This window comes from Litorivivens sp. (genome assembly GCF_041625495.1).
Taxonomy (GTDB): Bacteria; Pseudomonadota; Gammaproteobacteria; order Pseudomonadales; family Spongiibacteraceae; genus Litorivivens.
Map to the genome: position 1 here is coordinate 1 of NZ_JBFJTH010000203.1, position 5,857 is coordinate 5,857.

6 protein-coding genes are annotated in these 5,857 nt (G+C 55.5%); 3 read left to right on the plus strand and 3 right to left on the minus strand.

Going from position 1 to position 5,857, the window contains the following annotated elements:
* Both ABYP39_RS16790 and ABYP39_RS16795 read right to left on the minus strand, forming a co-directional pair.
* A partial coding sequence (locus ABYP39_RS16790; RefSeq protein ID WP_372783721.1) for an FAD-dependent oxidoreductase occupies positions 1 to 1,652 on the minus strand: 1,652 nt, incomplete at its 3' end.
* 170 nt (positions 1,653 to 1,822) lie between these two features.
* Positions 1,823 to 2,227, minus strand: coding sequence for a nuclear transport factor 2 family protein (locus ABYP39_RS16795; protein WP_372749608.1), 405 nt, complete (start codon positions 2,225 to 2,227; stop codon positions 1,823 to 1,825).
* Positions 2,228 to 2,374: 147 nt separating this feature from the next.
* On the opposite strand from ABYP39_RS16795, the gene ABYP39_RS16800 reads away from it, so the two are divergent.
* Positions 2,375 to 3,052, plus strand: a complete 678-nt coding sequence (locus ABYP39_RS16800) for a hypothetical protein (protein WP_372783723.1) — start codon at positions 2,375 to 2,377, stop codon at positions 3,050 to 3,052.
* Positions 3,053 to 3,120: 68 nt separating this feature from the next.
* Here the strand turns inward: ABYP39_RS16800 and ABYP39_RS16805 are convergent, their stop codons facing one another.
* Entirely contained in the window at positions 3,121 to 4,782 is a 1,662-nt protein-coding gene (locus tag ABYP39_RS16805; protein ID WP_372749606.1) for an HAD family hydrolase, read from the minus strand.
* A gap of 265 nt (positions 4,783 to 5,047) precedes the next feature.
* Here ABYP39_RS16805 and ABYP39_RS16810 point away from each other — a divergent pair, with 265 nt between their 5' ends.
* Together ABYP39_RS16810 and ABYP39_RS16815 are read left to right on the plus strand one after the other, a co-directional pair.
* On the plus strand, positions 5,048 to 5,575 hold the full coding sequence (locus ABYP39_RS16810; protein WP_372749605.1) for a lipocalin family protein: 528 nt from the start codon (positions 5,048 to 5,050) through the stop codon (positions 5,573 to 5,575).
* A gap of 90 nt (positions 5,576 to 5,665) precedes the next feature.
* Positions 5,666 to 5,824, plus strand: coding sequence for a YqaE/Pmp3 family membrane protein (locus tag ABYP39_RS16815; protein ID WP_372759961.1), 159 nt, complete (start codon positions 5,666 to 5,668; stop codon positions 5,822 to 5,824).
* The last annotated feature ends 33 nt before the right edge of the window (positions 5,825 to 5,857 follow it).

The following is a 5,857-nucleotide window of genomic DNA, read 5'->3' on the forward strand; positions in this document are numbered from 1 at the left end:
TCCTTCGCTGCAACAAAACCGAAGGTAAGCGCTGGCCCGACACTCGACCCTGCGCCAGGGTATGCGCGCCCCATCACCGAGGCGGTAACCACCCCTGCGGCATATAGCCCCTCAATAGCAGAACCATCATCACGCAGGACGCGAGCACACTCATCGGTGACAACGCCGCCATAGGTGCCCACATCACCGGGATAAACCGCTACCGCGTAGAAAGGCCCCTGATCAATCCGCCCCAGCGTGGGCGACGGCTGGTGCAAATAGTCACCCAGCCAGCGCGCATACTCCCGCTCTCCGCGATGAAAATCATCGTCCCGGTTTTGATCCACAAAGCCATTAAAACGGGATACCGTTTGCGCCAGCACTGTGGCCTCTACGTTGATGACTTCGGCCAGCGTCTCTACTGTTTCGCCCTTCTTGAGAAAACCGGACTGCTCCCACTCCGCCAGCTTTTTCTTGCCGGGCATGGTGCCGGCAAGCATGTACTTTTTCAGATATTGACTGTCGAATACCATCCAGCTTGGGGCTGCCGGTACCGTCCTGTTCCGCGCCAGCATTTCCTGACAATAGGTCATGTAAGAGCTGGCCTCGTTGAGGTATCGCTGCCCGCTCTGATCCACCAGAATCGCATGGGGTTTGGCAGAGGGACCCTGAGCGCTTTGCTGGATTTCTCCGTACTGACTGTCGGGTGGCAGTATGCAGGGCTGGCCGACCATTTCTTCCATCTGCGCCAACGCCGCGCCTATACGCTGCAGCTCAAGGTGCATGTCACCGGTATCTTCCACCGGCGCACTGGACCACTGCACATTGGTGCCCGGCTGATATTGATTTCGCAGAGCCTGGTTATGGGCAAAGCCACCAGCGCCCACAATAACGCCCAGCGATGTGCCGAGCTGCTCGCGCTTGCCATTGTGCTCGGCAATAACACCAGTGACACGCCCGTTGTGCTCCAATAATTCGCGTACCGCCGTTTCGAGGCGGATTTCAACGCCATGACTGAGCGCAGCCTGTAACAGCCGAGCCTGCAACGCTGCGCCACAAGACACATAACGCTTCCCAGTTAGCAACGCACCAATCACCTTGAAAGCCACCCGCACGAAAACTTTTCTGGCGGCCCAACTGCGTTTTACATAGGGAATAGCCAGCGCCTCGTCCAGTGTGGCCGGCAAATCCAGAAAGCCCGGACGAAGTTTGTCCGCCCATTCCCCCAGCGCTTTTTTGTTGAACGGGGCTGCGACAACACAACGACTGGTTTTGCAGCCGCCCGACAGTTCGTCGTTGTAGTCCGGCCAGAACGGCACCCGGTCCAGCTCCAGCCCCTGCTCTACCAGAAAATCGATCATGGCCGGGGCTTCCTTCAGAAAACGCTCGCGGCGCTCGGGCGTGGCACCGGGAGCGTCTTCAAAGGTTTCCGCCAGAGCTTCCAGGTAGGTCCGGGCCCGCTCGAAAGAATCTTCCACACCATCGCGCTTCATAAAGCGATTGTTGGGAATCCACATCACCCCGCCAGAGCGCGCCGTGGTCCCGCCGTAATACCCGGATTTTTCGAGCACGAGAACTTTCTTGCCCCGGCTGGCAGCGTAAAGTGCAGCGCACATGGACCCGCCGCCGCTGCCGACGATAATCAGATCATGATAGTGGGAAGTATTCGACATCGGGCGCCCTGTTGTAATTTGATGTGGACCGGAACCCTGAGTCTATCGCTATTAAACAATACTGTTCAATTCCGGCCGAAGCAAAAATGGCACATGCCGCGCTCCGTCCTCAAACGCGGCGACGCTTTGACGAGACGACGGCAAGCAAGTTCACTTTGCGCAGTGAGAACTCAGCCCTTACCCATCACCTCATAAATACGCTTGGTAAAGTACCAGCGGCCGTCGCGCTTCACATACTCGTCGTCAAAGCAGCCAACCACAACCACCTGCCCTCCCGCTTTGGGGAAAATCAGTTCGCGGCAATAACACTTACCTTTCGCTTTTTCGCCCTCAATGACCAGCTCGGCCGGGAAGGAAATCATGCTCATAAACTCTACATAGGCGAGCTTTTCGCGAAAGGCCTCTATCACATTGTTTTTGCCTTCCACGGGCTTCTCCATGGAAGGCAGGCCCCACACCCCTTCCTCTGCCCAGGTTTCTCCCCAGGCATCGGCATCGATGCGCATGGCGCCTGCGGCAAACTCTTCACACAATTCGCGGATGGCGAGGCGGTCTTCTACTGGCCCAGTATTCATGCTGTTCTCCGTTGCTGTTCCGGGTAATCGGGGTCTGAGTTCGAATATAGCAAATCAACACAGGTGTTCACTACAACTTTACACAACTGTCATGATGGGAACGCCACCGGTTGCCTATGGTGATTGCAGGCCACACAAAGGTGTCACATGGAAAAACTGATCTATCTGCTGGACCGCGCCACCACCGCAGGCACACTGCAGCATTTCCTGCTGGGAGACGCCTTGACCAACCTGCGAGAAGCCGGCGCCGTCAATTTCACCATCAACATAGCCAATCTCGACAAGGACGTGTCTGTCGTAGCACCACAACGTATCGCGGGGCCCTGGGATACAATCGGCGCGGTGGTCTCCGTATGGACCGATACGGTTGATCGGCATCCGGCCTATCTGAATACGCTGGCAGCCATAGGCTGCGAGGTGCACGGCTATCTGGTCACAGAGTCAGTACCCCAACCCTGCGACACCACGTGGCCGGAAGGCGAGCGTCGCCCCGGCGTTACCCAGTTTACGGCGCACGGCAAACCAGCCAACGTGGCCGACGCCGATTTCTACCGCAACTGGGCAGCGCACACGGAGCTGTCTTTCCAGTTGCATCCAGATCGTTGGTCGTACGTGCGCAATGCCGTAACCCGTCCGCTGACCGAGCATGCCCCACCCTATCGGGCACTGGTGCTGGAGCACTTTCGCTCACTGCAGGATTTTACCGATGAGGATCGCTACTTCGGAGATCCGGCCATCGTGCAACAGATGTATGAGGAGCTGCCGGGCTTTTGCGACTTCAACACAATGACCACAGGCCCGATGAGCGAGTACCGCTTCACCTGACACGCAGAAAACCGGGGTCGTAACGAGTATTTTTTAACCAAATGCCGTCATTGTTCAAAAAATACTCGTTACGACCCCGGTTTTTGGCGGTGGCGTTCACAGGCTAGCACCAATGCCCAGAACTCGGAAAAATCATTCACCACCACGTCGGGCCGGTGAGGGTGTGCCTGCGTACCCGGAAATATTTTGTGCAGCCAGGGTAGGTCCCATAGCGCGCCATTGAAAAACACTGCTGTCATGCCCGCCCTTTTGGCGGCAACGATATCTGTGGTGCTATCCCCCACATACCAGACATTTAAACCGGGAGCTGCTCCAACTTTTTCTGCAGCGAGCAACAACTGATCCGGGTGCGGCTTGCGCAGCGGCGTGTCATCGCCACAGACGTCGGCGTCGAACAGCTCGGACCAGCCGGTGCCCTCTACCGCCGACAGTTCATGCTCGAAAAACTCACGGTCGCGATTGGTGATCACACCAACCTTTAGCGGCAACAGCCGCAAACTTTTCAGCATTGCGCGCACCTGTGGCTCAAACGGCTCCACCTCACCATAGTGGTTGCGATAATGATGATTGAAGGCTTTGTGGGCAATGCGTTTGGCCTCTTCATCCTTGCCAAACAGCACTTCAAAAATGTCGGTCCGGGATATTTTTCGATCCGCCCTTACCTTCGGGTGCAAGCGGCTGAAGCTCTGCACGTACTCCACCAGTTTTGCATCCTCTGGCGAACGGCTATCTTCAGGTTTAACCAAACGCTTCAGCAGACCAAGTTCGGCCAGTTCAGGCAGCATATCGTCTACCGCGTGATACATGGCATCCAGCGTGTCGACCAGGGTGGCGTGCCAATCGAACAGAATGACATCAGGTGTGGAGAGGCGCGCCACCGCCGGGTGCCAATCTGGCTCAATTCTCGGTGGCGGCGGTTCAGGGGGCTTGAACGGACCGGGTCGAACGCGTGACACTATGTCCGGCGCACTCTCCGCCAGCACATCAAACAGCTCATCAAAGCTATTGATAACCGCGAGCGTCTTGTAGCCGCTGAAGGCCAGACGTAGGGCGGGGACCTCCCAAAACCCACCGTTATAAAACACAGCATTAATGCCGGCGTTTTTGGCTGTCTGCATATCCACTATGCTGTCAGCCACATACCACACGTGTTCGCCCGCGCGCTCACCCACATCTGCCATTGCCCGCTCCAACATTTCTGGTTCAGGCTTGTATTCACTCACATCGTCGGCGCAAACGGTGGTGGAAAATAACGTCTGCCACCGGCCACCGTCTACGGTCTTCAATTCGTAATCGAGAAATTCTCGACTGCGATTGGTCGCCACACCCAAGCGTATGCCAGCGGCCTGCAAAGCGCTCAAATACTCGAAAATGCCGTCTTGAAAAGGCCTGACCTTGCCAAAGTGATCGCGATAGCAGCGATTGTAGGCCGCGTGAGCAATGCGCTTTGCCTCCCGGTTGTCGCCAAAAATCGCATTGAAAATCTCGGTGCGCGATACACGACGCTCGGCGAGTATGCGTGGATGCAGGCGCCGGAAAATACGGATATAACGTACCAGTCGTGCGTCGGCCTCGTTGGCACAATCAGCCTCTGCCAGCAGCGCCTTGACCAAGCCCAATTCCTCGAGCAGCGGCAGCATATCCGCCATCGCACTGAACATGGCATCGGCGGTATCCACCAGCGTGCCGTGCCAATCGAACAGTATCAGTTTTGGAAATTGTGCTGTCATGTTTGTCCCGTTGTGGCGTCACCGAACACCCGCAATATGACAAGCATAGCTAAAAATGCGTTACTCATTACACCTTCTGTCGAGCAAAGCAGTATTATTCGCGAAATAGAACACCGCGTTGTGAAATAGCGCAGGGGCTTTATCCCACGACAGACGCCACCAACTATGCGACCCGCCGTGAGCCAAAGCAGCGAGCCACAATAGCCTCGTTCACTCATTCACACTACAATTGATCTACATTCAACAATAAGATGAGTAAAACCCGATGAGAAAATTGCTGACAGCCTCTCTATCCATACTGCTAAGCGGCTGCCTGGGCATGCCCGAAACCGTCACCCCGGTGAAAAACTTCGAGCTGGAACGCTATCTGGGCCAATGGTATGAAATAGCCCGACTCGACCACTCCTTTGAACGTGGCCTGGAAGCGGTCACTGCCGAGTATTCATTGCAGGAAAACGGTAGCGTTAAGGTGCTGAATCGCGGCTATTCATCGGAAAAAGGCAAGTGGAAAGAAGCGATTGGTAAAGCGTATCCAGTAGACGATGAAGCAACTGGCTACCTCAAGGTTTCATTCTTCGGCCCGTTTTATGCGTCCTACGCGATCTTCGTACTTGATCACAAAGACTACGAATACGCGCTTGTATCTGGCCCGGACACCTCCTACCTATGGCTGCTGGCAAGACAGCCAACACTGGATGAAAAAACGCTGAATCACCTGGTAGAGGAAGCGGCGCAACGCGGATTTGATACCAGCCAGCTGATTTTTGTCGACCAGAGCCGCAACCTCCCATAGCCGCGCTCAAGTGTGAAAAGTTGACCAACCAGAGCTTTAGCCACGCATTCTTGATGAGTACTATCAGTGTACTCATCAAGGATTAACGCTATGGACTTACTACGTATACTGATTGCTATTCTGCTGCCACCACTGGGCGTGTTTCTGCAAGTTGGCTTGGGCAAACACTTCTGGCTGAACATTCTGTTAACGCTGCTCGGATACCTGCCCGGTATCATTCACGCGGTCTACATTATTGCCAAAAAGTAGGCGCGCTTCGCAAGCCTCAACCTACACGTCAGA